The sequence below is a fragment of the Streptomyces sp. PT12 genome (assembly GCF_003311645.1).
In the GTDB taxonomy this organism is placed as follows: domain Bacteria; phylum Actinomycetota; class Actinomycetes; order Streptomycetales; family Streptomycetaceae; genus Streptomyces.
In genome coordinates this window covers 24,432-49,976 of sequence record NZ_QEST01000179.1, presented here as the reverse complement: position 1 = coordinate 49,976, position 25,545 = coordinate 24,432, and the positions used below count along the sequence as shown (strand labels likewise).

The 25,545-nt window shown below is 74.0% G+C and carries 22 protein-coding genes and 1 pseudogene; 13 read left to right on the top strand and 10 right to left on the bottom strand.

The window, feature by feature from the left end; genetic code table 11:
* From DEH69_RS19790 to DEH69_RS19780, 3 genes are read right to left on the bottom strand one after another with little or no spacing between them, the layout of a single operon-like run.
* The gene (locus DEH69_RS19790) at positions 1-507 is read right to left on the bottom strand and encodes a hypothetical protein (RefSeq protein WP_113688319.1); all 507 of its coding nucleotides are present in this window, start codon (positions 505-507) and stop codon (positions 1-3) included.
* 3 nt (positions 508-510) lie between these two features.
* A complete protein-coding gene (locus DEH69_RS19785) occupies positions 511-879 on the bottom strand; it encodes an SDR family oxidoreductase (RefSeq protein ID WP_113688318.1) in 369 nt (122 codons plus the stop codon).
* The gene (locus DEH69_RS19780) at positions 876-1,484 is read right to left on the bottom strand and encodes a TetR/AcrR family transcriptional regulator (RefSeq protein WP_220131310.1); all 609 of its coding nucleotides are present in this window, start codon (positions 1,482-1,484) and stop codon (positions 876-878) included. The genes DEH69_RS19785 and DEH69_RS19780 overlap by 4 nt, the downstream gene beginning before the upstream one ends.
* 190 nt (positions 1,485-1,674) lie before the next feature.
* On the opposite strand from DEH69_RS19780, the gene DEH69_RS19775 reads away from it, so the two are divergent.
* From DEH69_RS19775 to atzF, 9 genes are all read left to right on the top strand, one after another.
* Entirely contained in the window at positions 1,675-2,712 is a 1,038-nt protein-coding gene (locus DEH69_RS19775) for a phosphotransferase enzyme family protein (RefSeq protein ID WP_181727510.1), read from the top strand.
* Positions 2,709-4,043: an aspartate aminotransferase family protein gene (locus DEH69_RS19770; protein ID WP_220131309.1), complete on the top strand. Its 1,335-nt coding sequence runs from the start codon at positions 2,709-2,711 to the stop codon at positions 4,041-4,043. Before DEH69_RS19775 ends, DEH69_RS19770 begins: the two co-directional genes overlap by 4 nt.
* A 4-nt stretch (positions 4,044-4,047) precedes the next feature.
* Entirely contained in the window at positions 4,048-4,785 is a 738-nt protein-coding gene (locus DEH69_RS19765) for an ATP-binding cassette domain-containing protein (RefSeq protein ID WP_113688315.1), read from the top strand.
* Positions 4,786-4,787: 2 nt separating this feature from the next.
* Positions 4,788-5,819 (top strand): ABC transporter permease, encoded by a 1,032-nt coding sequence (locus DEH69_RS19760; protein WP_113688314.1) that lies wholly within the window; start codon positions 4,788-4,790, stop codon positions 5,817-5,819.
* 93 nt (positions 5,820-5,912) lie between these two features.
* Positions 5,913-6,941 carry a substrate-binding domain-containing protein gene (locus tag DEH69_RS19755; RefSeq protein WP_113688313.1) on the top strand — a complete coding sequence of 343 codons (1,029 nt, stop codon included), beginning with the start codon at positions 5,913-5,915 and terminating at the stop codon, positions 6,939-6,941.
* Positions 6,942-7,032: 91 nt separating this feature from the next.
* Complete coding sequence (locus DEH69_RS19750) at positions 7,033-9,066, top strand: amidase family protein (protein WP_113688312.1); 2,034 nt, start codon at positions 7,033-7,035, stop codon at positions 9,064-9,066.
* Positions 9,063-10,541, top strand: a complete 1,479-nt coding sequence (locus DEH69_RS19745; RefSeq protein ID WP_181727509.1) for an amidase — start codon at positions 9,063-9,065, stop codon at positions 10,539-10,541. Before DEH69_RS19750 ends, DEH69_RS19745 begins: the two co-directional genes overlap by 4 nt.
* A gap of 62 nt (positions 10,542-10,603) precedes the next feature.
* Positions 10,604-11,389 carry a DeoR/GlpR family DNA-binding transcription regulator gene (locus tag DEH69_RS19740; protein WP_113688310.1) on the top strand — a complete coding sequence of 262 codons (786 nt, stop codon included), beginning with the start codon at positions 10,604-10,606 and terminating at the stop codon, positions 11,387-11,389.
* 62 nt (positions 11,390-11,451) lie between these two features.
* Entirely contained in the window at positions 11,452-13,152 is a 1,701-nt protein-coding gene (gene atzF, locus DEH69_RS19735) for an allophanate hydrolase (protein ID WP_113688309.1), read from the top strand.
* A gap of 46 nt (positions 13,153-13,198) precedes the next feature.
* On the opposite strand, the gene DEH69_RS19730 is transcribed toward atzF, so the two are convergent.
* Positions 13,199-14,038: a helix-turn-helix transcriptional regulator gene (locus DEH69_RS19730; protein ID WP_113688347.1), complete on the bottom strand. Its 840-nt coding sequence runs from the start codon at positions 14,036-14,038 to the stop codon at positions 13,199-13,201.
* Between the two features lie 211 nt (positions 14,039-14,249).
* Between DEH69_RS19730 and DEH69_RS19725 the strand changes: the two genes are divergently transcribed.
* The 4 genes from DEH69_RS19725 to DEH69_RS19710 are packed head-to-tail and all read left to right on the top strand — an operon-like array spanning position 14,250 to position 19,275.
* Entirely contained in the window at positions 14,250-14,861 is a 612-nt protein-coding gene (locus DEH69_RS19725; RefSeq protein ID WP_113688308.1) for a (2Fe-2S)-binding protein, read from the top strand.
* A complete protein-coding gene (locus tag DEH69_RS19720) occupies positions 14,861-15,838 on the top strand; it encodes a xanthine dehydrogenase family protein subunit M (protein ID WP_113688307.1) in 978 nt (325 codons plus the stop codon). The genes DEH69_RS19725 and DEH69_RS19720 overlap by 1 nt, the downstream gene beginning before the upstream one ends.
* Before the next feature lie 27 nt (positions 15,839-15,865).
* Positions 15,866-17,014 (top strand): XdhC/CoxI family protein, encoded by a 1,149-nt coding sequence (locus tag DEH69_RS19715; protein WP_113688346.1) that lies wholly within the window; start codon positions 15,866-15,868, stop codon positions 17,012-17,014.
* On the top strand, positions 17,011-19,275 hold the full coding sequence (locus DEH69_RS19710; RefSeq protein ID WP_113688306.1) for a xanthine dehydrogenase family protein molybdopterin-binding subunit: 2,265 nt from the start codon (positions 17,011-17,013) through the stop codon (positions 19,273-19,275). The genes DEH69_RS19715 and DEH69_RS19710 overlap by 4 nt, the downstream gene beginning before the upstream one ends.
* A 93-nt stretch (positions 19,276-19,368) precedes the next feature.
* Here DEH69_RS19710 and DEH69_RS19705 read toward each other — a convergent pair whose 3' ends face one another.
* The 6 genes and pseudogenes from DEH69_RS19705 to DEH69_RS19680 form a co-directional block, all read right to left on the bottom strand.
* On the bottom strand, positions 19,369-20,871 hold the full coding sequence (locus tag DEH69_RS19705) for an aldehyde dehydrogenase family protein (protein WP_220131307.1): 1,503 nt from the start codon (positions 20,869-20,871) through the stop codon (positions 19,369-19,371).
* Between the two features lie 127 nt (positions 20,872-20,998).
* Positions 20,999-21,910, bottom strand: a pseudogene (locus DEH69_RS19700) (oligopeptide/dipeptide ABC transporter ATP-binding protein); the annotation flags it as partial.
* Between the two features lie 17 nt (positions 21,911-21,927).
* Positions 21,928-22,953: an ABC transporter ATP-binding protein gene (locus DEH69_RS19695; protein WP_113688304.1), complete on the bottom strand. Its 1,026-nt coding sequence runs from the start codon at positions 22,951-22,953 to the stop codon at positions 21,928-21,930.
* Positions 22,950-23,636 carry a GntR family transcriptional regulator gene (locus DEH69_RS19690; protein WP_220131306.1) on the bottom strand — a complete coding sequence of 229 codons (687 nt, stop codon included), beginning with the start codon at positions 23,634-23,636 and terminating at the stop codon, positions 22,950-22,952. Before DEH69_RS19690 ends, DEH69_RS19695 begins: the two co-directional genes overlap by 4 nt.
* Before the next feature lie 65 nt (positions 23,637-23,701).
* A complete protein-coding gene (locus DEH69_RS19685) occupies positions 23,702-24,604 on the bottom strand; it encodes an ABC transporter permease (RefSeq protein ID WP_113688303.1) in 903 nt (300 codons plus the stop codon).
* The gene (locus DEH69_RS19680) at positions 24,591-25,535 is read right to left on the bottom strand and encodes an ABC transporter permease (protein WP_113688302.1); all 945 of its coding nucleotides are present in this window, start codon (positions 25,533-25,535) and stop codon (positions 24,591-24,593) included. Before DEH69_RS19680 ends, DEH69_RS19685 begins: the two co-directional genes overlap by 14 nt.
* Between the last annotated feature and the right edge of the window lie 10 nt (positions 25,536-25,545).

Genomic DNA, 25,545 nt, shown 5'->3' with positions numbered 1-25,545 from the left:
TCAGATGATCGACCGGACACGGCCTAGTCCCCATGATGACCGGCCGCTTCGGCCCGTGAGTCTGCTGGAGAAGGCGCGCAGGGACACGGGATCCCGGCCGAGCACGCGCGCCACGTGCGGCGAGACCCCGGCGGTCGCGCCCGACTCGATGAGCGCGAACAGCTCGCTGAGCTGCGCGACATAGGCGGGGTGCCAGCCCAGGCCCGCGGCCGCCGCGCGGAACTCGGCGTCCGGCACCGGGCGGTAGGCCCGCACCGGGAGCCCGGCCGCCGCCGAGATGGCCGCCACGCGCTCGAACGTCAGCGGCTCGGGGCCGGTGCGGTCGTACTCCCTGCCGTGGTGCTCGCCGAGCAGCGCGGCGACGGCGACGGCGGCGATGTCGCGGGCGTCGATCAGGCTGCACGCCGCCTCGCCGACGGGCACCGCGAGCACCCCGCCCCGGGCGGCCGCGAGGTCGGCCAGCACGCCCTCGGTGAGGTTCTGGTGGAACCAGTTGGGGCGCAGCACGGTCTAGCGCAGCCCGCTGGCCTGGAGATGGAGCTCGACGGCGCGTTGGTCGGCCTCCTCGGGCGCGTGCCGCATGCCGAGCGCCGTCATCAGGGCTACGCGCTCCACGCCGCGCGCTTCGGCGCGGTTCAGGAAGCGCACCACCTGGCGGCCCAGGCCCGCGACGTCCCGGTGGCCGTCGTCGCCGCCCGGCACGACGAGGAAGATCCCCCGCACGCCGTCGAGCGCGCGCTCCCAGCCCGCCGGGTCGGCCCAGTCAAGGGGCACGGCGCTGCGCCGTGACGCGGGGCGGACATCCGCGCCACAGGCCGCCAGCCCGGCCGCGACATGGCGGCCGACCTTGCCGCTTGCTCCGGTGACCAGGAACGTCATTGGGCCACCCCCAGGGTGTGCCGCAGCTGGTCGAGCAGCAGCTCCCGCAGCGGGCCGGTCCGCGGGTGTGGCTGGCCGAGCACCCGCGGGTAGAGCAGGCCGTCGAGGCAGGCGACGATCAGGTCGGTCACCACCGAGGCGTCGTGCCCGGCGCGGAACGCCCCCGACGCCAGGCCGTCGCCGATCACCCGCTCGAATGGCTCGCGGTAGGCCCGTTGGAGGGTGAGGCTGTGGGCGCGCAGCTCCGCGTCGTGCGCGGCGGCCGTCCAGAACTCCATCAGCGTCCGCCAGACGGGGACCGGGGTGGCCAGCCCTCGGTCGATCAGCCGGACCAGCCGCTCCCAGGGGTCGGGGACGGCGTCGGCCGCCTCCCGCAGCGCCGCGGCCTCGGCCTCGGTGGCCTCGCACAGCGCCTCGACCAGCATGTCCTCGCGGGACCCGAAGTAGGTCTGGAGCGTGCTGACCGCGACCCCGCTGGCCGCGGCGACGTCCCGGAACCGGGTGCCCTGGTAGCCGCGCTCGGCCAGCACCTCCACCACCGCGTCCCGCACCCGCTGTCGGCGCTCGCCACCGGCCCTGCGGCGCCGCTCGATCGTGTTCACCATGCTCATGCGGTACCACGAGCCGGTATGGCCAACCGGTACGGGGATACCGGAATCCGGCGGAGGGGCGCGCCGCGCCCGTTCCAAGTCTGTTTCGCAACTGTAAAAAAGAACCGCTCAGACTGATTGGTTCAATCAGAAAAAGCTAATGTTGCGATCAATTCAGCGGGGGCGAGACCAAGGAGCGTGTGACATGCGGCAGGTCGCCGACGCGGCATCGGCCCGCGACGCCGTCGAGGAGTTGCTGGCCGAGTACGGCGTGCGCGACATCCTCGCGGTGACGCCCACGGCATCCGAGACCGACCGCACCTGGCTGGTCGCGACCCGGCGCGGCGGGCTCGTGGTGAAGCGGTCCCCGCACGGCAGCGCCGCGCCCCGCACGCAGGCGGGGCTGCTGGCCCTCGCGGCCCGCGACGCGAGCCTCCCGCTGCCGCGCCTGCTCACCAGCGCCACCACGGGCGCCGCGCTCAGCGCCGACGGCACCGCCTATGTGACGACGCTCTGCCCGGGCCGCCCTCTCGAAGAGGCCACGCTCACCGAGGACCTGGCCGCGGCGCTCGCCCGGCACCAGGCCGCGCTCATGGACGTGCTCGCCGACGCCGACGCGGACGCGCTCGGCGTCCCCGACGCCAACGCCTGGTCGCTCGACGCCGTCGTGGAGTACGCACCGCTCGTCGACGCCCACGCGCCCACCGGCACGGCCGACGTGCTGCGCGCGGTGATCGACGGCTACCGCGCGCGCGTCCTGCCGGTGCGCGGCGACCTGCCCGCCCAGGTCATCCACGCCGACCTCAACCTCTCCAACGTCCTCGTCGCGGACGGCGGCGAGGTGTCGGGGATCATCGACTTCGGCGACGCCGTCCGCGCCCCCCGCGCCTACGACGTGGCGGTCGCGGCCTGCTATCTCGCGCTCGCCTGCGGCGCGCTCGACCACCCCGTCGTGCGCCGCTACCTCCAACAGGCCGCCATCCGCTGCCGGTTGGGCGCCCTCGAGGTCTCGCTGCTGCGCACCCTCGCGCTGTGCAGGCTCGCCATCGTGATCCTCCTCGGCCGCGAGTCCGCGCGGCGCGCGCCCGACCGGGCCGCCTATGTGCTCCGTTACGACCGCCTCGCCGAGCGGCTGCTCGCGAGCGTCGGCGGCGTGGACGGCCTGGACGGCGTGGACGGCCTGGACGGCGCGAATGGCCTGGACGGCGTGGACGCGCGCGCCGCCGAGGGGACGATCGCATGACGCCGATACCGGGCCAGATGATCAACCGGTTCGACCCGGGGGCGGCGCACACCCTCTCCGAGGCCGACCGCACGCTCCTGGCGCGCCGCCGCGCGACGCTCGGCGACATCTATCCGCTGTTCTACGACAGGCCCGTGCACGTCGTGCGCGGCAGCGGCGCGCGCCTCGTCGACGCGGACGGCGTGGAATACCTCGACGCGTACAACAACGTGCCCGCCGTCGGCCACGCCAACCCCCGCGTCGCCGACGCCGTCCACGCGCAGCTCATGCGGATGAACACCCACACCCGCTATCTCCAGGACGGCGTCGTCGAGTTCGCCGAGCGCTTCCTCGCCACCTACCCGGCCCACCTCGACCACGTCATCTTCACCAACTCCGGATCCGAGGCCAACGACCTCGCGCTCACCGTCGCCAAGTGGCGCACCGGAAACGACGGCGTCATCGTCACGCGGATGGCGTACCACGGCACCACCAGCCTGCTCTCCGGCGTCTCGCCCGAGAACGGCCCCGGCATGCCGCTCGCGCCGTTCGCGCGCGTCGTCGACCCGCCCGACACCTTCAGGCACGGCGACGCCGCGGGCGCGGCGTTCGCGGCGGCCGTGCGCGAGGCGATCGACGACCTCACGGCCAGCGGCCTTGGCGTCGCCGCGCTGCTGATCGACACCATCATGTCGACCGACGGCATCTTCCCCGGGCCGCGCGGCATGCTCACCGAGGCGTTCCGCACCGTCCGCGCCGCGGGCGGCCTGGTGATCGCCGACGAGGTCCAGCCGGGCATGGCGCGCATCGGCGAGGCCATGTGGGGCTTCCAACGCCACACGGACCACGTCGACATGGTGACATCGGGCAAGCCACTGGCGGGCGGGCTGCCCATCGGCAGCCTCGTGCTCCCCGCCGAGCTGTCCGACGGATACGCCGCGGGGCACCGCTACTTCAACACCTTCGGCGGCAACCCCGCCTCCATCGCCGCGGCAGGGGCCGTGCTCGACGAGGTGCAGGAGCGCGGCCTGCTGCGCGCCGCGCTCGACGTCGGCGCCGCGCTGCGGCGTTCGATCGCCGAGGCCAGCGCCGCGAGCCCGTATGTCGCCGACGTTCGCGGCGTCGGCCTGTTCATCGGCGTCGAGATGGTGGACCGCGAGGGCGAGCCGTCCCGCGAGGTCGCCCGGCGCGTCGTCAATGGGCTCCGCGACCGCCACGTCCTCATCTCGGCCGTCGGCCGGTGGGGACAGGTGCTCAAGGTGCGCCCCCCGCTGGTGTTCACGCACGAGGACGCCGCCGCGTTCGCCACGGCCTACCGCGCCGTGCTCGACACACTCGCCCAGGAGGGATGAGGCCATGGCCGACGACGTACTCACCATCTCCGACGTGGGGAAGCGCTTCGGCGCCGTGACCGCCCTGCGCGAGGTGAACCTCACGGTGCGGGCGGGCGAGATCGTCGCCCTGCTCGGCGACAACGGCGCGGGCAAGTCGACGCTGATGAACGTCATCTGCGGGTCGCACGCCCCCGACACCGGGGTCGTCGCCGTCAAGGGCGAGCCGCTGACGTCGCTCGCCGACGCCAAGCGCCTCGGCGTGGGCGTCGTCTACCAGGACCTGGCCCTCGCGCCGCACCTGAGCCTCGCCGAGAACCTCTTCCTCGGCAACGAACTGGCCCGCGGCATCGGCCCGTTCCGCGTGCTCGACCGCGCGAGGATGCGCGCGGAGGCCAGGGCCGCGATCGAACGGCTCGGCATATCCACCCTGCGCGACGTGCGGCTGCCCGTCGCGAGCCTGTCGGGAGGCCAGCGCCAGGTGCTCGCGGTCGCGCGGGCCATGAAGTGGGCCGAGCACCTCATCCTGCTCGACGAGCCGACGGCCGCGCTCGGCCCCAAGCAGGTCGGCATCGTCCTCGACTCGATCAGGAAGGCGGCGGACCACGGCCTCGGCGTCGTCCTCGTCTCCCACGACATCCCCAGCGTCCTCGAGCTGGCGCACAGGATCGTGATCCTGCGCCACGGGACGATCGCCAAGGACGTTCCCCCCGAAGGGCTTTCCGTCTCCGACGTCGTCACCGTCATGGTGGGCGAGGAGTGACCATGTCAGACACCACGACCGCCGTCGGACGCTCCCGGGGCCTGACCGCGCCCCGCGGGCTGGCCTCGGCGCTCTCCCACCGCGCGCTCCAGATCATCGCCGTCGAGATCCTGGTGATCGCGATCTTCCAGGCGCTCTCGCCCGGCGGCGCGTTCCTCAGCGAGGCCAACGTCCGCGGCATGGCGCTCACCGCGTCACAGGTCCTGCTGCTCGCGGTCGGCCAGGCCGTGCTCATGTCGGCCGGGCACATCGACATCTCCCAGGGCGCCGCCGTCATCCTCACCTCGGTGCTCGCGGGCAACGCCATGATCGCGACGCAGGACAGCCTGCCGATGCCCGCGGTGCTCCTGCTCGGGGCGCTCATCAGCGTCGGCGCCGGCGCCGTCATCGGGGCGGTGAACGGCGTGCTCGTCGGCGTCGTCGGCGTCAACGCCCTGGTCGCGACGCTCGGCATGCTCTCGATCGGCACCGGCGTCGCCCAGGTGATCACCGGGGGCGTCAACCTGACCGGGATGCCGGGCGAGCTCCAGACCTCCTTCGGCGCGGTGAACGCGGGCCCGCTGCCCATGCCCATGATCGTGAGCCTGATCGTGATCGCGGTCATCTGGGCGTTCCACCGGCTGACCTCGTGGGGCACCCACACCCTCGCGATGGGCTCGAACCGGCTCGCCGCCCGCCGCGTCGGCATCGCGACGCTGCGCCACACGATCGCGATCTTCGTGCTGTCCTCGGCGCTCGCCGGGCTCGCGGGCTATATCGACCTCGCCCGCTACTCGACGACCAACATCTCGGGGCACCTCAACGACTCGATGGCGGCCATCGCCGCGGCGCTCATCGGCGGCACCGCCCTGACGGGCGGGCGCATCAGCTTCCTCGGGGCGATCGTCGGCGCGTTCCTGGCGATCATCCTCCAGTCAGGGCTTGTGATCATCGACCTCTCGCCCTTCTACCAGACGATCGCGATCGGAACGATGCTCCTGATCGCCGTCAGCCTCGACCCCGCCGCGCGCAAGAGCGCCAAGGGCGGCGGCTGACCGCCGCCTCCGGCCCCTTCCCCCCCCACGGCACCCACCCCCCGACCTCCCGCACGGCCACGCCCTCCCCATGAACCAGCGCAAGGAGAAGACATGAAGCACAGCACGCGGGCCCGCACGGGGCGGATGCTCGGTGCCGGCGTGGCCGTCGCCGTGGCGACCCTGCTCGCCGGATGCTCGACCAGCGACCCCGCCACGGGATCGGGCGGCGACGAGGGCGGCGGCGAAGGGGACCTCACGGTCGCCATGGTCACGCCCGAGAGCACCGGAGAGTTCTACGGCGCCATGTACTGCGGCGCGCGGGACGCGGCCGACGAACAGGGCGTGACGCTGAACATCCAGGGCACGCCAGGCACATCGGTCGAGGAGGAGATGCAAGTGCTCCAGTCGGTGCTCGCCACCGACCCCGACGGCCTGCTGCTCACCGTGTGGGACAACACGGCGTTCAACCAGACCATGAGCTCCTTCACCGACGCGGGCAAGCCCCTGGTGATGCCCGACTCGTTCCTCTCCAACGACGCGTACACCCAGAGCATCCGCACCGACAGCTACCAGTCGTCCTACGACGCCGCCGTCCAGGCCGTCGAGGACTTCGCCATCACCTCGGGCACCGCCCTCGTCGTCACCGACGCCCCGGGCAACGCCATCCAGACCGCACGCGCCGAGGGCTTCCGCGACGCGATCCAGGACGAGACCGGCCTGGAAATGCTCGAATTCCAGTACGTCGGGGGCGACTCCGCCGAGGCGTCCCAGGTCGTCACGTCCTCCCTCGCGGCGAACCCCGACCTGTCGCTCGTGTTCTCCACGAACATCGGCGCCGGGACGGGAGCCGCCAACGGCATCCGCACCGCGGGCGGCGACGACATCGTGCACCTCGGCTACGACACCTCGTCCTCCCAGGTCGAGGAGCTGCGCGACGGCGACTACGACGCGCTCGTCGCGCAGAGCCCCTACACGATGGGCTTCGACGCGATGACCCTCGTCTCGCGCATCCTCAAAGGCGAGGTCGACGCCGAGAGCATCACGGAGAAGACCGAGTTCTCGCCCTGGGCCCTCGTCACCGCCGACAACGTCGACAGCGACGACATGTCCTCCTACCTCTACACCACCGACTGCGGCTGACCCGTTCGGCCCCGGCCCCGGCGGCGCGCGGCCGCCGAGGCCGGGGCCGCGGCCGACCACCCCCGGGACCGAAGGAGCACCGACCACCGCCATGAACGCCGACGCCACCGCGCGGCGCGCCGACGCGGCGACGCTCACGATCGCCGCCGCGCGTGCGCTGCTCGCCTCGGGCGGCTCGACCTCGCTCGCGCTCGCCCACCACGCGCTGCGCCGGGTCGCCGCACTCGACCGGAGCGGCCCGCGCCTTCGCGCGATGCCCCTGCTCGACCCGGCCGTGTACGACGAGGCCGCGGCGCGGGACCTGGAGCGCGCGCGGGGCCGCGCCCGAGGGCCCCTGCACGGCGTCCCGTTCGGCGTCAAGGACAGCTTCGCCGTGCGCGGCCTCACCGTGGCGGCCGGATCCCCCGCGTTCGCCGGGCTCCGCGCCGAACGTGACGCCGTGGTCGTCGAGCGCCTCAGGGCGGCGGGCGCGCTGCTGATCGGCAGGACGAACATGCCGCCCATGGCGATCGGCGGCGGCCAGGCCGGTCTCTACGGCCGCACCCGCAGCCCCTACAACCCCGACTTCCTCGCCGCCGCCTGGCACTCGGGGTCGTCGATAGGCTCCGCGGTCTCCCTCGCCGCGGGCTTCTGCTCGTTCGGCATCGGCGAGGAGACCGTGTCCTCGGGGCGCTCCCCGGCGTCCAACAACGCCCTCGTCGCCTACACGCCGTCCTGGGGCGTCGTCCCGAGCGCGGGGAACTGGCCGCTGCACCCGTTCCGCGACGTGGTCGTGCCGCACACGCTCGACGTCGCCGACCTCGTCGACGTGCTCGCGGTGATCGCGGGTCCCGACGACCGCGACGTGTGGCAACGCCAGACCGCGATCGACGTGACCCCCGCCGCCCGCGTCGCCGCCGACCTCGCCGCGCTCGCCGCCACCGAGGGCGACCTGCGCGGGCTCCGCGTGGGCGTGCCGCGGCTCTACGTGGGGGAGGGCTACGACGACGTCGCCCCGATCCCGCTTCGCCCGTCGATCCGCGCGCTCTGGGACGACGCCGAGCGCGCCATCGCCGACGCCGGTGCGACGGTCGTGCGGGTGCCCTTCCCCCTCGTCGAGGCGTACGAGTCCCGCTCGGCGCGCGCCCGCGACCTGGTGAGCGGCGGCTACCTCCCCGGGGACTGGACCGCCTATGAGCTGGGCCCGCTCATGACCGCCGCGTGGACCGCGTTCCTTCACGACCACTGCGGCGGCGCCGTCGCGCTGCGCGACATCGCGCCGGGCGCCGTCAGGCCCGACGCGCCGTACGCGATCGACGCGATCGAGGGCGGGCGGCGGCACCCGGGGCGCGACACCTTCGACTTCGGCGCGATCCTCGGCGCCGAGCCCCCGTCGATGGCCGAGGCGATCGCGCGTGCCGCGCCCGCGCTCCGCGGGCTGGCCGCCGCGCGGGAACGGCTCTTCCACGCGTGGCTCGCCGAGGCCCGCATCGACGTGCTCGCCTTCCCCGCCAACGCGGACATCGGCCCGTGGGACGCCGAGACCAATCCCGATTCCGCCCGCCTGGCCTGGGCCGACGGCGCCGTGTTCTCGCACATGAACCACGTCATGCGCCGCGTGGGGCTGCCCAGCGTGACGGTGCCCATGGGCCGCACCGCCGACCTCGGCATGCCCGTAGGGCTCACGCTGTGCGGGCCCGCCTACGCCGACGCCGACCTGCTGCGCTGGGCCGCCGCGGTCGAACGCGCGCTCCCGCCACGCCCCGCCGCCCCGCTGCCCGAGGTCCCACCGCACGGGCTCTTGCGCTCCGGCCCCCCGGCGCGCGGCCGGGGCGCCGTGCCGATCGCCGTCGATGCCCGCGCCGAGATCGCGCCGGGCGGCGCCGTCGATGTCAGCGTGACCGTGCGGGGCGGCGCCGCGCCCGCGCTGGTCGAGGTCGCGGACCACCGGGTCGAGGCGCGCCCCGGCGACCCGGTCGAGGTCACCCTCGGCCCGGCGTCGCGCAGGGCGCACGGTGACGCGTCCGTCCTCGTGCTCGCGAGCACGCGCGGGCCCGACGGGCTCACATCGGCCGCCGCCCTCGCCGAGGCACCCTTCCGATGGCCGACCATCCGCGCCGACGCGCAGACAAGGAGCACCGCATGACCACGCCCACGCCCACGACGCCGACCCAGCCGATCCACTGGTGGACCGCCACGCGCCTGCGCGACGCCATCGCGTCGGGCGAGCTCAGCGCGGTCGAGGTGATGACCGCGTTCCTCGACCGGATGGACGCGACCGACGACGCCGTCAACGTCATGGTGTTCCGGCTGCCGCGCGACGAGGCCCTGGCGCTCGCCGCCGAGGCCGACCGGGCCCGCGACCTGGCCCTCGACGAGGGCAGGCCGCTCGGCCCGCTGCACGGACTGCCGATCGCCATCAAGGACCTCGTCGACGTCGCCGGGATGCCGACCTCGCGCGGCTCACGCGCGTTCGCCGGGCGCGGGCCCGAGGCGAGCGACGCCCCGCACGTGGCGAAGCTGCGCGCCGCGGGCGCCCTGCTCATCGGCAAGACCAACGCCCCCGAGTTCGGCGTCGGCACGGTGACCTGGAACGACGTCTTCGGGATCACGCGCAACCCCTTCGACCTCACGCGGCACGCCGGGGGATCGACCGGTGGCGCCGCGGCGGTCGCGGCGGGCATGCTGCCGTTCTGCGACGGCTCCGACTCCGGTGGCAGCCTGCGCTACCCCGCGTCGTTCTGCAACGTCGTCGGGCTGCGCACCACCCCGGGCCTCGTGCCCGCGGTCGCGGGCGGCGGATCCTGGTCGCCGCACTCGGTGAACGGCCCCGTCGCGCGCACGTGCCGGGACGCCGCGCTGCTGCTGTCCGGCATGACCGGCGAGGACCCGCTCGCCCCGCTCTCGGTCGGTGGCGCGCCGACCGAGGAGCTGGGCGCGCCCCGCACCGCGCCGCTGCGCCTGGCCTGGAGCCCCGACCTCGGCGGGCTCCCGATCTCGGACGAGGTCCGCGCGGTGTTCGCCGACACCCGCGCCAGGCTCGGGGCGGCGGGCGTCGAGATCGTCGACGTCGACTCCCGCACCGGCATCGACTTCACCGGCGTCGGCCGGGCCTGGGAGGTCATCGAGCTGACGGGCTGGTTCGCGCTGCTCGGGCGCGACCCGATCGACCACCCCGAGAAGTACCGCGACGACTTCGTGCGCAACGTCGGCGAGGCGTCCGCGTTCTCCACGACCGAGCTCATCGAGGCCGAGGACCGCCGCTACCGCCTGTTCACCGCGTTCACCGAACTGCTCGGCGACGTCGACGGCTTCGTGTGCCCCGGCGCCCCCGTGGTGGCGCCGCCCGCCGAGGACAAGTGGGTCGCCAGGATCGGGGACACGACGTTCGACCGCTACTTCCTGTGGCAGCGGCTCGCCTGCCTTCTCGTGATGACGCAGCACCCCGTGCTCGCCCTGCCCGCTGGCTTCTCCGGCGGGCTGCCCGTCGGGCTCCAGGTGGTCGGCCGCTACGGCCGCGACGTCGAGCTGCTCGCGGTCGGCGAGCAGCTTGAGACGATCCTGGGCGTCAGCGACGTGCACCCCGAACTCCCGGGAAACGGGCGCCCGATGACTCCGTAGGGTGGGCACGACGCACCCGTGACCGCCCCCGCACCACGACCGCCCGAGAGAGGTGAACGTCCTTGGCAGGCAAGCGCCAACGACGGCTGCAACGCATCATCGAGCTGCTCGAACAGCACGGCAAGGTCGAGACCGCCGCGCTCAGCCAGGAGCTCGAGGTGACGGAGCTGACGATCCGCCGCGACATCGAGCACCTCGACGCCGAGGGCATCGTCCGCCGCGTCTACGGCGGAGCGGTGCTCAACGCCGGGCGGAGCTTCGAGCCGCCGTTCGCGATGCGCCTCAACGCCAACGTCGAGGGCAAGAAGGCCATGGCGCGCGCGGTGGTCGACCTCATCCCGCGCGGCGCCAACGTCGCGATCGACTTCGGCACCAAGGCGTACTACATCGCGCTGGAGATGCGGCGGCGCCACCTCCAGGTGCTCGCGGCCCCCACCAGCGTGCAGGTGCTCGAAGTGCTCGGCCAGGACCCCGACATCCGGGTGATCGTGCCGGGCGGCGACCTCAAGCCCGCCGAGCTGAGCCTGCACGGCTCCGCGGCCGAGCAGTTCTTCCGCGAGCGCCGCTGGGACATCGCGATCGTCGGGGTCGCTGGCATCAACGTCGAGACCAATGTGATGACCGACTTCACCGAGAGCGACGCCCGCCTCAAGGCCGCCATGGTCGCCGCGGCCGACCGCGTCGTCGTGCTCGCCGAGAGCAGGCACCTGGGCGCGCAGTCCTTCTCCCCGGTCGGCCTGCTCGACGCGGTCACGACCGTCGTGACGGACGCGCGCGGCGCGCACGAGACGCTGACGGGCCTCGAGGGCAGGGGCATCGAGGTCGTCAGGGCGCTCGAGGCGCGCTGAGCGGCGTCACAGGAGATGGCGTCAACGGGAGATTCGGCACGGGGCGAAGGGGAGTGACGGGCATGGGAACGAGTGCCGAGCGCGTGCGGCGCGCCTATCGGCGGCTGGCCGAGGTCGACAGGGCCGAGGTGTGGATCGCGGTGCGCGACCCGGCAGACGCCGAGCGGGAGGCCGAGCTGATCGACGCTCGCGCGGAGGCGGGCGAGGAGCTGCCGCTGCGCGGCGTCGTGATCGCGGTCAAGGACAACATCGATGTCGCGGGCCTGGCCACCACCGGCGCGTTCCCCTCGGCCGTCCCCCCGGCCGACGCCGACGCCACCGCCGTGGCGCGCCTGCGCGCGGCGGGCGCGGTGGTGATCGGCAAGACCAACCTCGACCAGTTCGCCACCGGGCTCGTCGGCACCCGCAGCCCCTACGGGGCGGTGCGCAACGCGCGGCACCCCGAGCGGATCTCCGGCGGGTCAAGCTCGGGCTCCGCGGTGGCGGTCGCGCTCGGCGTGGTCGACATCGCGCTCGGCACGGACACCGCGGGCTCGGGCCGCGTGCCCGCCGCGCTCAACGGCGTCGTCGGCGTCAAGCCGACCCTCGGGCTCGTCCCCGCCACGGGCATGATGCCCGCCTGCCACCCCTACGACACGATCACGGTGTTCGCCCGCGAGCTGCCCGCCGCGGTCCGCGCGGCGCGCGCCATCACGGGCCCCGACGCCGCCGACCCGCGCTCCCGCGCCTGGCCCGCGGACGTCCGGCTCGCCGGAGCCCCCCGCCCCGTGCTCGGCATACCGGCGGAGGACGACCTCGCCTCGCTTGAGCCGTTCGCCCGCGCGGCCTGGCGCGAGGCCACCGAACGGCTCGCCGAGCACGCCGACCTCCGCCCCGTCGCGATCGCGCCGCTGCTGGCCGCGGCGAAGCTGCTGTACGAGGGCGCGATCGTCGCGGGCCGGTTCCACGCGGCGGGCGAACGCGTCACCCAAGCGTCGGGCGACGCCGCCACCGGGCTCGATCCGACGGTCGCCGGCATCGTGCGTGGGGCCCGCGACGTCGCGGGCTGGGAGTATGTGCGCGACCTGGCGGAGCTCGACCGCGTCGCGCGGCTCGCCCGGGAGCTGCTGGCCGGGTGCGAGTGCCTGGTGGTGCCCACGGCGCCCGCGCACCCGACGATCGCCGCGGTGCGCGCCGACCCGGTGGCGCTCAACGCGCGGATGGGGACGTTCACCAACTTCGTCAACCTCCTCGACATGTCCGCGGTCTCCGTCCCCGCGGCGTCGACGGACGACGGGGAGTTCGGCGTCACGTTCATCGCCGACGCCTTCGACGACCAGCTCGCGGTCGACGCCGCCGCCCGGTTCCTCGGCGTGCCCGCGGAGCCCTGGGCCGACGCGCGGCCCCGCCTCGCCGTCTTCGGCGCCCACCTGCGCGGCCAGCCGCTCAACGGCGAACTCGTCGCGCTCGGGGCGAGGTTCGCGCGGGACGTCGTGACGGCCGACGCATACCGGCTCTATGCGCTCGACACCGCGCCCCCGAAGCCGGGACTCGTCCGGGTGGGCGCGGGCGGTGCCGCGATCGAGGGAGAGCTCTGGGCGCTCTCCCCGTCCGCCCTCGGCACGTTCCTCGGCGCGCTGCCCCCGCCCATGACGCTGGGCCCCGTGACCCTCTCCACCGGGCAGACCGTCACCGGATTCGGGTGCGAGCCCTGCGCTGTCGAAGGCGCCGTCGACATCACCCACCTCGGCGGCTGGCGCCCCTACCGCGCGGGGGCCCGCTGACCGCTGGCCGCGGTGTCAACCCGGCGTCACCCCGTGTCACCCCGTGTCACCCCGGCGTCCGCGCCGTGGCGGCGGCCAGCAGCCGCAGCTTCTCGTGGCTCTCGCTGCCGGGCGCCGCGGTGTAGACGAGCAGCGAGTGGGCCCGCACGGGATCGATCAGCTGCTGGCAGTTCAGGTCGAGTGCGCCAAGCTCGGGGTGGAGGAAGTGCTTGACCTCGCGGGGGTGAACGCCGACCTCGTGCGCGTCCCACGCCCTCCTGAACTCCTCGCTCCGGGCGAGCAGCAGATCGACCAGGCGCGCCGCGCGCGAGCCGGGACCGCGCAGGGTGGTCACCTGGCGCAGCCCCGAGACCCACACGCGGGTGAGGACCGGGTGGTCCTCGGGCGCGTAGCAAGCCCGCGTGGCGGGGTCGGTGAACCACCGGTAGCTGATGCTGCGGGCCGGGCCGCTCAGGCTGGCCGTGTCGCCGGTGAGGGCGACGCTGAGCGGGGTCTGGCGCAGCGTCTCGCCCAGCTCGGTGATGATCTCGGCTGGGGTGTCGCCGAGCCGGTCGAGCACCCGCAGCATGCCAGGGCTGATGTGCTCGCTGGCCACGCCACGCGCGGGCGGGTTGTGCCCCGCCAGCCGGAAGAGGTGGTCGCGCTCGTCGACCGAGAGGTGGAGGCCCCGCGCGATGGAGGCGATCATCCGCGGCGAAGGGCGGGGACCGCGCTCCTGTTCCAGGAGCGCGTAGTAGTCGGTCGACATGTGGCACAGCGCGGCCACCTCCTCACGCCGCAGCCCTTCGGTCCTGCGGCGCTGCCCGCGGGGGATGCCGACATCCTCGGGCAGCAGCGACTCCCTGCGGCGCCGGAGGAACTCCGCCAGGCCGGTCCGATCGATCACCGTCGTTCCCTTCCTCATCAGTGCGTCATGTCTACCGCCCCCGCACCGCGGCAGCCACGGCTCGCCGATCCGCCCCTGCGGATCGGCGAGCCTGGGATCGGCAGGTCCTGGCAGCGTTCAACTCCCTTCGTGAGCCTGGGGCCCATGAGCCGGTCGACCGCGTCGACGGTCCCGGTGCTGCCCCATCCGGTGCCCAACCCGGGAGACTTCGATGAATTCAGATGATGACGCGGACCACGGCCCCTCGGGCGTGTCCAGGCGAGGCTTCCTCGGCGGGGGCGTCGTCGCCGCCGCGGCGGCGGCCCCGCTGCTGGCGAGCGCGGCGGACACGTCGGCCGTCGCCACGGAGGCCGACGACCTCGTGACGGTGCGGGTCGCGGTCAACGGCGACCCCGTCACGGTGCGGGTCGACCCGCGCGCCACCCTGCTCGACACGCTGCGCGACAGGCTGGAGCTCACCGGGACGAAGAAGGGCTGCGACCGCGGCCAGTGCGGGGCGTGCACCGTGCACGTCGACGGGCGCCGCGTGCTGTCCTGCCTGACCCTCGCGGCCACGACCGACGAGCGGGCGGTCACCACGATCGAGGGCCTCGCCGACGGCGACCGGCTCCATCCGATGCAGCAGTCCTTCATCGAGCACGACGGCTTCCAGTGCGGCTTCTGCACCCCGGGGCAGATCATGTCGGCCGTCGCCATGGTCGAGGAGGGCCGCGCGAGCTCCGACGACGAGATCCGCGAGGGCATGTCGGGCAACATCTGCCGGTGCAGCGCCTATCCCTCGATCGTGAGCGCGATCAAGGACGCCCGGGAGGCGATGCGCTGATGAGGCCCTACACCTTCGCCCAGGCGCGCTCCGTGCGCCAGGCCCTCGCGAACGCCGGAGAGGGCACCGCCTTCCTGGCGGGCGGCACCACCCTGGTCGATCTGATGAAGCTCGAGGTGATGTCCCCCGAGCGCGTCGTCGACATCAACCGGCTCCCGCTCGGCGGCATCAGGCACGACCGCGACGGGCTGCACATCGGCGCGCTCGAGCGGATGAGCGACGTGGCCGCCGACGACACCGTGCGCCGCCACTACCCGGTGATCGCCCAGGCGCTCGAGCTGAGCGCCTCCGGCCAGCTGCGCAACATGGCCAGCATCGGCGGCAACCTGCTGCAACGCACCCGCTGCGGCTACTTCCGCGACGTCTCGACCCCCTGCAACAAGCGCGAGCCCGGCAGCGGCTGTTCGGCGCTGACCGGCTTCAACCGCATGCACGCGATCCTGGGCACCAGCGACGCCTGCGTGGCGACCCACGCCAGCGACCTGGCCGTCGCGCTGGTGGCGCTCGGCGCCGACGTGCGCCTGACCTCGGGGCGGAGCGACCGCACCGTGCCGCTTGAGACGTTCTACACGCTCCCCGGCGGCACGCCCGAGGTCGAGAACGTCCTGCGCCCCGGCGAGCTCGTCACCGGCGTCACCGTGCCCCGCTCGGCGTGGGCGGCGCACTCCACCTACCTCAAGATCCGCGACCGGCAGTCCTACGAGTTCGCCCTGTCCTCCGCGGCCGTCGCGCTCGAGATGCGCGGCCGCACCATCAGGCAGGCCAGGATCGCCGTCGGCGGGGTGGGGACCAGGCCATGGCGCCTGACCTCGGTCGAACGGGCCCTGGCGGGCAGGCCAGCCACCGCCAACACCTACGAGTCGGCCGTCCGCCGCGCCGCGGACGGCGCCAGCACGCTGGAGCACAACGCGTTCAAGCCCGCGCTGCTGCGCCGCACGTTGGTGCGCGCCCTGACCGCCCTCCAGGAGCAGGCGTGACCCCGGGGGCCACGAGGGGCGGTGGCCATGCTTGAGCTGGCAGCCGAGCTCGCCGAACGCGCCCGCGCCGGGAGCCCGTTCGTGGTCGCCACCGTCATGGGCGTCGCGGGCAGCGCGCCCCGCCAGCCCGGCGCGTCCCTGGTCGTCGACGCGGACGGCGCCATGCTGGGCAACGTGTCAGGCGGCTGCGTCGACTCCGCCGTCTACGAGGAATGCCAGCGGATGCTGACCGGGGACGGCCGCCCCGAGGCCGTGCGATTCGGCTACACCGACGGCGACGCCCTCGGCGTGGGCCTCACGTGCGGCGGCACGATCGAGCTGTTCCTGCGCCGCCACGAGCCCGGCTTCGAGCCCGAGCTCGGGCGGGCCCTCGCCGCCGCGGCGGACGGCGAGCCGGTCGCCGTCGCCACGGTCGTGCGCGGCCCGAGCGCCCACCTCGGGCGGATGATCACCGTGCGCCCCGGATGGCCGGTCGAGGGCACCCTCGGCGACCAGCGGCTCGACCGGGTGGCCTTCGCCCAGGCCGACGGCGTCCTGCACGCCGGGCTGACCCGCACCGTCGACATCGGGGTGGCCGACAGCCACTGCGGGCAGCCGATGACCCTGCTGGTCGAGGTCACCACCCCGCCCCCGCGCATGCTCGTCTTCGGCGCCATCGACCACGCCGCGGCGCTGGCCCGCGTCGGCGCGTTCCTCGACTACCGGGTGACCGTGTGCGACGCGCGGGCCACGTTCGCCACACCCGACCGGTTCCCGCACGCGGACGAGGTCGTCGTCGACTGGCCGCACCGCTATCTGGAGTCGCAGCGCCTCGACGGCAGGACGGTCATCTGCGCGCTCACCCACGACCCCAAGTTCGATGTGCCGCTGCTCACCGCCGCGCTGCGGCTGCCGATGGCCTACGTGGGGGCCATGGGGTCGCGGCGCACCCACGAGGAGCGCCTCGCGCGGCTGCGCGACGCGGGCCTCACCGACCGCGAACTCGACCGCCTGCACTCGCCGATCGGGCTCGACCTCGGCGCCCGCACCCCGCGGGAGACGGCGCTGTCGATCGCGGCGGAGATCGTCGCCCACCGGCACGGCGGCACCGGCGTACCCCTGCGCACCGGGGTGCCCATCCACGGCGTCGGCGGCCCGCTGGCGGGCACCGTCCTCAGCAATCAGGAGTCACGATGACACCCTCTCCCGTCGGACAGGAGACCGTCCGCGTCGACGGCCGGTTGAAGGTCACTGGCACCGCCCAGTACTCCGGCGACTACCCGGCCGCCAACATGTCGCACGCCTACCTCGTCACCAGCACCATCGCGAGGGGCACGGTCTCCCACATCGACACCGCCGCCGCGCTCGACGCTCCCGGAGTCCTGCGCCTCTACACCGCGGGGGACACGCGCCTGAGTCTGTACCCGGTCGTGGCCCAGTTCCGTTCCCTCGCCGAGAGCTACATCCCCCTGAGCGACACGGCCGTCCGCTTCCACGGCCAGGCCATCGCCATGGTCGTCGCCGAGAGCTTCGAGCAGGCGCGCGACGCCGCGGCGCTGGTCACGGTGACCTACGACGAGCAGACTCCACGCGCCTCCTTCGCGGAGGAGCCCCGCGAACCCGCCGGCCCCGCGCTCGACGGGAGTCCGAGCAGCGTCCAGCATCTCGCCCCCGGCGTCGACTCGATCGACGAGGCGCTCGACGCCAGCGAGGTCGTCGTGGAGGCCGAGTACGGGCAGCAGACGCAACACCAGATCGGGATGGAGCCGCACTCCGTCCTCGCCGTCTGGGACGGCGACCAGGTGACCGTCTACTCCGGTGCGCAGATCCCGGCTGTATACAGCCTCCTGTTGTCCCAGCGGCTCGGCGTCCTGCCGACGCAGGTGCGTCTGATCGGGAGGTACGTCGGCGGCGGGTTCGGCTCCCGGGTCATCCTGTGGGGTGATGCCCCCCTTGCCGCCGCGGCGGCCCGCGAGCTGGGCCGCCCCGTCAAGCTCACCCTCACCCGGGAGCAGATGTTCACCCTGGTCGGCCACCGCCAACAGACCTCCCAGCACGTGAGGCTCGGCGCCTCCCGCGGCGGGGTCCTCGAGGCCGTCAGCCACCGGACCGATTCGGTGATGCCGGTCATCGGCGGCTTCAACCTGACCCCGGCCCACGCCACATCGGACACGTTCTACAGCACGCCGAACCTGCACATCGAGGTCCAGTCGGTCCGCCTCGACATGCCCCTCAGCCGGGCGATGCGGGCGCCCAACGAGGCCGCAGGGGCGTTCGCCCTCGAGACGGCGATGGACGAGCTCGCGGTCGCCACCGGTGTCGACCCCGTCGAGCTGCGCCTGCGCAACTACGCCACCGTCAGCCCGAGCACGGGCCAGCCGTGGTCGAGCAAGCACCTCGACGAGTGCTACCGCGACGGCGCTCGGCGCTTCGGCTGGTCGGATCGCAGCGCCACGCCCCGCGCGCGCGTCGACGGGCAGTGGCTGTATGGCACCGGCATGGCCTCCGCCGCGTACCCGGCGGGCGTCCACCCCGCGAGTGTCCGGATCCGGCTGCTCGACGACGACACCGCGGTGGTGTCGACCGCGACCTCGGACCTGGGCACCGGGGGATGGACCATGGTGGCGGTCGCCGGCGCCGACGCCCTGGGGATCCCGGTGGAGCGGGTGACCCCCGAGATCGGTGATTCGGCGCTGCCCTCGGGCGCGCCCGCCGTGGGCTCCAGCGCCACGCACTCCACCGTCCCGGTGATCGTGGCGGCCGCCCGCAACACGATCGCCGCGCTCAAGGAACGTGCGGTGACCCATTCCGGCTCGCCGTGGCACGGGCTGAATGCCGGGGGCCTGCGCTGGGAGGAGGGCCGACTGCACGGGGGCGAGCACTCGATGACCTTCGGCGAACTGCTCACCGAACTCGGTTCTCGGGGCATCGACGCCACCGCCGACTCGCCAGGCGGGGCTGCCGAGGAGTACGAGTACAACTCCTTCGGCGCCCACTTCTGCGAGGTGCGCGTCAACCGGTTCACCGGCGAGACCCGCGTGACCCGGTTCACCACCGTCGCGGACGTCGGTCGCGTCATCAACGCCAGGGCCGCCCGGAGCCAGATCGTCGGCGGCGTCGTCTTTGGCATCGGGCAGGCCCTGCTTGAGCACAACCCCATCGAACCCGGCACCGGGCGGCTGGCCGCCAGCACTCTCGCCGACTACCTGGTGCCCGTGAACGCCGACATCCCCGACATCGACGTGCACCTCCTCGACCGGCCCGACCCCCACCTCACCGGGCCCCTCGGCGACGAAGGCGGGGAGGTCGGGACCAGAAGCCTCGGCGCCAGGGGCCTCGGCGAGATCGGCACCGTCGGCTCGGCCGCCGCGGTCGGCAACGCCGTCTACAACGCCACCGGCACCCGGATACGCCGCCTCCCCATCACCCCCGACAAGCTGCTGTCAGACAGGCCCTAACGGCGCGGCCACGACCGCGTTCGCTCCTCGGAGTGATGCGCGCCGCGGCCCGGCGACCCGGCGCCCCGCCCCGTTCGGCGAACGGGGCGGGGGTCAGGGGCCGCCAGGGCGCTGACCGGCCGATGCGGCGTCGGGGGCGGTGTTGATGGCGACGACCTTGGGCGCGGTCAGCTCGTCGATCGCCGCCTCGATGCCCTCACGCCCGACGCCTGACCGCTTGAAGCCGCCGAACGGCATCGCGTCGATCCTGAAGTCCGGGCTCGCGTTGATCAGCACCGCGCCGACCGTGAGCGCGCCCGCCACGGCCATCGCGTCCCGGAGGTTGTGGGTGAGCACGCCCGCCTGGAGGCCGGTGTCCACGGCGTTGGCCGACGCCACCGCCTCGTCGAGCGTGCGGAACGGGTCGAGCAGCACGACGGGCCCGAACACCTCCCGGGTGCGCAGCCTCGCGCCGGGCGGCACGCCCGTCAGCACGGCGGGGGTGACAAAGCCGCCGCGCCGTTCGCCGCCGGTGTGCAGCACCGCGCCGCCGCCGACCGCCTCGTCGATCCAGGCCGTGACGCGGGCCGCCTCGGCCTCGGAGACCAGCGGGCCCACGTCGGTCGCCGGGTCGCGCTTGCTGCCCACCACCAGCCGGGCCGCCGCGGCGCTGACCCGCTCGACCACCTCGGCATAGCGGGGCTCGGCGACCAGCACGCGCTGCACGGACAGGCAGTTCTGCCCGGCCACGCTGAACGCGCCGTCGACGACGGCCCGCGCGGCCTGCGCGGGGTCGGCGTCGGCGCACACGATCAGGGCGTTGTTGCCGCCCAGCTCCATCAGCAGCTTGCGGGCCGGGCCGCCGCGCGCGATGCGGTCGGCCGTGCGAGGGCCACCGGTGAAGGAGACGACATCGACGCGCGGGTTCCTGACGAGGGCGGCCCCGGCGTCACGCCCGGGGATGGCGGCCAGGTAGTCGCCGGGGACGCCGCCGCGCAGCAGCAGGTCGACGAGCGCCAGGGCGCTCAGCGGCGTCTGCGGGGCGGGCTTGAGCACCACGGGGTTGCCCGCGACCAGCGCGGGGCCCAGCTTGTGCGCGACGAGGTTGAGCGGGTCGTTGAACGGCGTGATCGCCGCGACGACGCCCAGCGGCTCGCGCGTGTACCAGCCCGTCCAGCCGTGCCCGCGGGGCGAGTTGTCGAACGGCACGGTCCTGCCGGTCAGCCCGCCCGCGGCCTCCGAGGCCAGCCGCAGGGTCTCCACGGCCCTGCGCACCTCGGCGTGCGCCTCGGTGACGGTCTTGCAGGACTCGGCGGCGATGATCGCCGCGAACCGCGGCTCCGCGGCGGCCAGCGCGGCGGCCGCGTGACCGATGGCCTCGCGGCGCCGCCACAGCGGCCAGGCGTGCCCGCGCCAGCGCATGGCCAGGTGCGCGACGGCCCGGTCGGCCTCCTCGTCGGTGGCGTCCATGACCCGGCCCACCTCGGAGCCGTCCTCGGGGTCGCGGACGACCATGCCGCGGCGGCCGCCCTGCCACGCGCCCTCCCAGTAGCCACCGGCCGGTGGCGTCCACACCGGCCGCCCCGAGCCGAGCAGGTCCCCCGTCGTCGTGGTCATGCGTCGCATCCGTTCTCTCTCGCGTTCTCCGCCCCGGCCCCGGCCCCGGCCCCGCCCCGGCCCTGGCCCCGGCCCCGGCCCCGGCCGCGAGCGCGGCGCGGGTCTCGGGCCAGCGGTGGCAGCGCACCTGGTGCCCCGGCGCGATGTCGTGTGCGGGTGGCGGCTCGGTGCGGCAGCGGTCCGTCGCGAGGGGGCAGCGCGGATGGAAGCGGCAGCCGGCCGGTGGATGGATGGGGGAGGGCGGCTCGCCCGTCACCTCCGTCCCCGCTCCGGCCGCGGCGGCCAGCAGCGCCAGCGTGTACGGGTGGCGGGCGTCGTCGAACAGGTCGTCGCGGTCGGCGAGTTCGACGATCTGGCCCAGGTACATCACCGCGATGCGGTCGCTAAGGAACCTGACCACGCGCAGGTCGTGGGAGATCATGACCATGGTGAGCCGGTGCTCGCGGCGCAGCCTGCCCAGCAGGTTGAGGATGCGGGCCTGCACCGAGGCGTCGAGCGCGGAGGTCGGCTCGTCGCAGATCAGCACCTTGGGGCCGAGCAGCAACGCCCTGGCGATCACGACGCGTTGCAGCTGCCCGCCCGAGCAGGTCCCGGGGTGGCGTTCGAGGTAGCCGTCGTCGAGACCGACCTCGGCCAGCGCCGCGGACACGGCCTCGGCCCGCTCCTCGCGGGTGCCGACGCGGTGCTGGGCGAGCACGGCGCGCAGGCTCTCGCCGATCGTCATGCGCGGGTCCAGGGCCGCGTGCGGGTCCTGGAACACCAGCTGCGCGGTGCGCGCCAGCCGTCTGCGGTCCGCCCCGTCGTGGACGGCGGCGTCCCCGCCGTCCACGGACACCCGCCCCGAGGTGAGCGCGACCAGCCCAAGAACGGCCCTGGCCAGGGTGCTCTTGCCCGACCCCGACTCGCCGACGAGGCCGAGGACCTGGCCCTCCGGAACGCGGATCGTCACGCCGTCGAGCGAGTGCACGTGCTCGCGCCGACGGCGCAGGCCGCGCCGCGGCAGCCTGAAGTGCTTGGTCGCCGCCTCGACGACGACCATGTCGGGGGCGTCGCCGCTCATTCGGCCTCCTCCTTCGGCTCGGTGGCGCGCGACGGGGCGGCCTGGGGCGACGCCACCCAGCAGCGGGTGGCGTGGTCGGCCGAGCCGCGCCCCGAGAAGGCGAGCTCGGGCTCCGCGGCGGCGCACTGGTACTCCAGGTGGGCCGCGCGGCTGGCCGCGCACCGCGGCCGGAACCTGCACCCGGCCGCCAGGGCGAGCGCCGGGCCCGCGTGCCCGGGGATCGCGTACAGCTCACCGTGCTCGTCGGGGCGCAGCAGCGAGCACTCGACGAGCGCGCGGGTGTAGGGGTGTTGGGGCGCGGCGAGCAGCTCGGCCGCGGGCCCCTGCTCGACGATCCGGCCCGCGTACATGACGGCGATCCGGTCGGCGATGGCGGACACCACGCGCAGGTCGTGCGAGATAAACAGCACCGACATGCCGAGCTCGGCCTTCTTGGCGGCGATGAGGCGCAGGATCTGCGCCTCGACGGTGGCGTCGAGCGCGGTCGTCGGCTCGTCGGCGATGAGCAGCCGCGGCTGCCCTGCCAGCGCGGTGGCGATCATCACCCGCTGGGCGATCCCGCCGGAGAGCTGGTGGGCGTAGGCGCGGGCCCGCCGCCGCGGCTCGGGGATGCCGACGTCGGCGAGCAGCTCGACGGTGGCCCGGCGCGCCGCGGCCCGGCTCAGCCGCCCGAACCGGCGCAGCGGCTCGGCGACGTGCGCGCCCACGGTGGCCGTGGGGTCGAGCATCCGCTTCGGCTGCTGGAACAGCATGCCGATGGTGCCGCCCCGGATGGCGTTCATCCGCCGTTCGCCCGCCGCCAGCAGGTCCTCGCCCGCGACGGTCAGCGCGTCGGCCCGCGCGACCAAGGGCGCGGGCAGCAGCCGGACGAGCGCGAGCGCGGTCATGCTCTTGCCCGAGCCCGACTCGCCGACCAGGGCGAGGACTTCGCCCTCGTGGATGGTGAGGGAGACACCGTCGATGATGCGGGTGCCGGGGTCGGCGTGGACGGTGAGGTTGTCGACCGTGAGCAGTGCGTTCATGTGCCCTCCCGGGGGTCCGTCGGCTCGGCGGCATCGGCCGTCGGCTCCCTGTGGTGCCGCAGGGTGTCGAGCGCGTCCCCGAAGTGCGCCTCCAGCGTGCGGAACAGTCCAGCCCGATCGCCCGAGGCGAGCAGCGAGAGAAGCCGCTCGTGCTCGCCCACCAGGTCCTGTCGGCCCTTGTAGGTGCCGACGAGCAGGTTGAGGCCGAGGCGGCTCTGCGCGGCGAGCGACCCGTACATCAGGGACAGCCGCTCGCTGCCCGCCGCCTCGACGATGTGTACGTGGAAACGCAGGTCCGCGGCCGACACCTGGAGCCAGTCCTCGTGCTCCACGGCCAGGGCCAGCTGCTTGACGGCCTGTTCGAGGTTGGCGATCAGCGCGGCCGGAGCGCCGCGCCTGATGAGCCGCACCAGCGCGGCCCGTTCGATCGCGGCGCGCGCGAAGTACAGGTCGTCCAGGTCGTCGGGGGTCAGCACGCGCACGCTGATGCCCTTGTGCGGGGTGCCGACGAGCAGGCCCTCCTGCACGAGGCGGTGCAGGGCCTCGCGGACCGGGCCCCTGCTCGTCTTGAACCTGGTGGCCAGCTCGACCTCGTTCATGGGCGTGCCGGGCGGGAAGCCACCGGACAGGATCCGCTCGCGGATCTGCGAGGTGACCACGGCGGCCAGCGTGCGCTTCGGCACGCGCGCCCCTGACGTGCCGGATGTCTCCCTTGACCCGCTTGACCCGCTTGACCTGCTTGACCTGCTCACAGCTCCTTGGCCTTCCTCCGGGTGTCGATGCCCTGGCCGATCAGCGTGACCCCGAGGGCCGTCACGAAGATCGCCAGGCCGGGGTGGACGACCAGCCCGGGGGCCTGGGTCAGATAGGGCTGCCCGTCCGAGAGCATCGACCCCCAGTCGGCGTCCGGTGGTTGCACTCCGAGGCCGAGGAACGACAGCGCGCCCACCGTGATCAGCTTGTGCCCGAAGCGCAGCGCCGCGTGTGCGAGCAGCGGGCTGAGCGCGTTGGGCAGCACATGCCGAAGGACGATGAACCGCTTGGAGCACCCCAGGGCGCGCGCCGCCTCGATGAAGTCGCGCGCGTCGATCTCCAGGGTGAGGGTCCGCGCGAGCCGGGCGAACGGGGTCCAGCCGCCGATCACCAGGGCCACGATCAGCGTGAGGTAGTTGGCGCCGAACACCGCGACCAGGAACATCGCGACGATGATCTCGGGGAAGGCGAGCAGCACATCGGTGACCCGCATGACGAACTCGTCGAGCGCCCCGCCGCGGCGCGCGGCGACCATGCCGATCAACGTGCCGCTCACCGCGCAGATCACCAGGGTGATCGCCGCGATCGACACCGAGAACCGCCCGCCGTCCATGATCCGGCTCAGCACGTCCCGGCCGAGCTGGTCGGTGCCCAGCGGGTGGCCGTCGCCGGGGGGCGCGAGCCGCTGCCCGAGGTCCTGGGCCGCCGGGTCGTGCGGCGCGAGCCACGGCGTCAGGAGCAGCACCAGCAGGATCGCTCCGGTCAGCAACGTGCCGACCAGCAGGCTCGGCGGCCAGCGGCGCGCCCCCGCCCGCCCTTCGGCCCCGGCCCGGGGAGCGCCGGGAGCGCCTTGATCAACGGGATGAACGGGGTGAACGGGGGTGTCAGCCAGAGACATGGGGGGCCCTCACCGTCGGGTTGACCCAGGCGTGGACGACATCGGTCAGCGTCGTGACGAGCACGGCGAGGCCGACCAGGCTCACGATCCCGGCCTGGATGGCGGGAACGTCGTTGTTGACCACCGACTCGTACAGCAGCCTGCCCATGCCGGGGATGGAGAAGATCACCTCGACCACCACGGACCCGCCGAGCAGACCGGCGAGCCACAGCGAGAAGAGCGTGAGGACGGGCAGCAGGGCGTTGCGGACCCCGTGCCTGAGCATCGTGGCCCCGAAGCCCAGGCCCCTGGCTCTGGCCGCGGTGATGTGCGGCGACCCCAGCACGTCGATCATGGACGCCCGCGTCACCTGCGTGAAGTAGCTCATCGGGCGCAGCGCCAGAGTCAGGCACGGCAGCACCATCGACGCCGGTCCCTCCCAGCCCGCCGACGGCAGCACGCCGAGCTGGAGGGAGAACACCAGGACCAGCACCGGGGCGAGCCAGTACTCGGGAACGGCCACGAACGCCTGCGTCACGGTCGTGATCGCGGTGTCCGCCGGGGTGCCGCGCCTGATCGCGGCGAGCGACCCCAGTGGCACCGCCACGAGCAGCGCGAGCAGCAGCGTGCTGATCGCGAGCACGGCCGTCACGGTCAGCGCGCCGCCGAGCGTGTCGACCACCGGGGTCCTGCTGGTGTACGACAGGCCCAGGTCGCCGCGCAGCGCGCCGCCGAGCCAGTCCCCGTACTGCACCAGCAGCGGCCGGTCCAGGCCATGGGCCTCCCGCAGGCCCGCCAGCGCCTCGGGGTCCGCGTTCAGGTCGCCGACCCGGGCCCGCAGGATCTTCCTGGCCGGGTCCCCTGGCGTCAGATAGGGGATGAGGAACACCAGAAACGACACCACGAAGAGGGTGAAGGCCAGTACCAGCAGTCGTTTGACGAGGAAGGTCATCTCGGGCCCG